This is a genomic window from Pelomonas sp. KK5, assembly GCF_001984095.1.
In the GTDB taxonomy this organism is placed as follows: domain Bacteria; phylum Pseudomonadota; class Gammaproteobacteria; order Burkholderiales; family Burkholderiaceae_C; genus KK5.
On record NZ_LYVQ01000427.1, the window covers coordinates 1 to 2302 of the forward strand.

At 74.4% G+C, this 2302-nt stretch carries 3 protein-coding genes; all 3 read right to left on the reverse strand.

Annotation, left to right across the window (positions count from 1 at the left end; translation table 11 throughout):
* Positions 1-220, reverse strand: a 220-nt coding sequence (locus tag B0W88_RS31270) for a dihydroxyacetone kinase subunit DhaK (RefSeq protein WP_198937996.1), incomplete at its 3' end; no start/stop codon positions are given.
* A 16-nt stretch (positions 221-236) separates the two neighbouring features.
* Entirely contained in the window at positions 237-1931 is a 1695-nt protein-coding gene (locus B0W88_RS31275; protein WP_077038358.1) for a glycerol-3-phosphate dehydrogenase/oxidase, read from the reverse strand.
* A gap of 7 nt (positions 1932-1938) precedes the next feature.
* The coding region (locus B0W88_RS31280) for an FGGY-family carbohydrate kinase (RefSeq protein WP_158080986.1) at positions 1939-2302 on the reverse strand (364 nt) is incomplete at its 5' end.

A 2302-nucleotide genomic window follows, 5' to 3' on the forward strand; every position in this document is an offset into this window, starting at 1 on the left:
CGACCAGGCCGTCGCCCACGTAGCCGACGAAGGCCGGCTCGTGGCCCGAGCCGCCGCCGGTCACGATGCCCACCTTGCCGCGCTCCGGCGCGCGGGCGCGCTTGAGCACGCGCGGGTTGGCCGGCAGCGCCTCGACGCGGCCCTGGTGGGCCAGCAGCCAGCCGGCCAGCATGTCCTCGACGACGAGGTCGGGTTGGTTGATCACTCGGTTCATGCTCATGTGGGTCTCCTTGGTTTCAGCAAGCAGGCAGCGCGGCCCGCTCCTTGGCGATCAGGGCGAAATAGGCGTCGATCTGGCGTTCCCGTTCCTCGGCGCTCCAGCCCAGGTGCGGCGCCACGCAGTCGGCGACGAAGGGCGCCAGCGCGAGGCCGCCGTCCGCGCATTCGATGGACAGGTGGGTGCGGCGCACCATCACGTCGACCAGCGAGAGCGCGCCCTCCGCGACGACCGCGTAGACCAGCTCGGCGGCCAGGTACTGCGGCGCGCCGGGCAGGGGGCGGCGCAGCGTGGCGTCGGCGGCGGCCAGTGCCTGCAGGTCGCGCACGCGGTCGCCGTGGCGCTGCAGCAGGCGGCCGGCATCGGGCTCGCTCAGGCCGAACTCGCGGGCCAGCGCCGGCGCGCTGTCGCGCACCGCGGGCCAGTCGCCGGCGCCCAGCAGCGGCAGCGTCGCGGTGGTCGAGCGCGTCGTGACGCCCAGCGGCTGCAGCGCCGCGTCGACGGCGTCGGCGGCCATGCGGCGGTAGGTGGTGAACTTGCCGCCGACGATGGTCGTGAGGCCCGGCGGGCCGTCGATCACCGCATGGTCGCGCGACAGCGCCGAGGTCGCGTCCTGCCCGCCGCCCACCGGCTTCAGCAGCGGACGCAGGCCGGCGAACACGCCCAGCACGTCGGCCCGCGTGACCTTGCGCGCGAGGTAGGCGTTGAGGTTGCCGAGCAGGTAGTCGATGTCGGCGGCTTCGGCCACCGGCGCGCGCTTGTCGCCGGTCCAGGGCGTGTCGGTGGTGCCGACCAGCCAGTAGCCGTACCAGCGGCGGGCGATGATGACCGAGTCGGTGGCGCGGGCCAGGATGCCGGTGCCCGAATCGATCGCCTCCGCGCGCAGCAGCAGGTGCACGCCCTTGGCCGGCTGCACGCGGAAGGTGTTGGCGCCGGCGAGCTGCTGGATCTCGTCGGCCCAGATGCCGGTGGCGCTGATGATGGCGCGGGCCTTCAGCACGCGGCGCTCGCCGCCGACGCGATCCTGCACGACGACGCCGTCCACGCGGCCCTCGCTGCGGGTGAAGTCGACCAGCGGCGCCCGGGTGATGAGCTTCACGCCGCGGCCGGCGGCCGTGCGGCACAGGGCCAGCGTGTGGCGGGCGTCGTCCATCAGCGCGTCGCTGTACTGGATGCCGCCGACCACGCGCCGATCATCGATCGAGGGCATGTAACGCTTCAGTGACTTGCGGCCGAAGTGGCGCTGGCGCGGCACGGCGCCACCCTTCAGGCCGAACAGGTCGTAGAGCGTGACGCCGGCGGTCACGTAGGGCCGCTCCCAGAACGCATGCGTCAGCGGGTAGAGGAAGGACTCGGGCCGCGCGATGTGCGGGGCCAGCGTCCTGACCATCAGGTCGCGTTCCTCGATCGCATGGGCGACGAGCCGGAAATTCAGCTGCTCCAGGTAGCGCAGGCCGCCGTGGAAGGTCTTGCCGGAGCGCGAGGAGGTGCCGACGGCGATGTCGCCGGCCTCGACCAGCACGACCTTGAGGCCGCGCGCCGCCGCGTCGAGCGCCGCGCCGGCGCCGGTGACGCCCGCGCCGATGACCAGCACGTCGGCGGTCTCGGCCGCGGCGGCGGCCAGGTCGCGGGCGCGCTGGGCGGGGTTGAGCCAGGTGGCGTCGGCAGGGGCCAGCGCCCGCACCGCGGCGGCGGGCGAGGTGGAATCGTTCATGGTGGGCTTACTCCTGAAAGGCTTGCCGGGCCTGCGCCAGCGCATGCCAGGGCTCGCGGCCCCGCTGGGCCATCTCGCGATAGACCGGGAACAGCGCGTCGTAGAAGGCCGCCTGCGCGGCATCGGGCGCGGTGACGGCCGGGTCGAGGCAGGCGTCCACCCACTGCGGCAGCATCTCGCGCACGCTGGCGTGGGTGCCGATCGCCACCGCCGCGCTGATCGCCGCGCCGGCCGCGCCGCATTCCTCGCGGTGGGAGATGCGCACCGGCCGGCCGGTGACCGAGGCCAGCAGCTGGCGCATCGCCGGGCTGCGGGCGGCGCCGCCAGCCAGGCGGATCTCGGCGGGCAGCTCGCCCAGCGCCTCGTAGCAG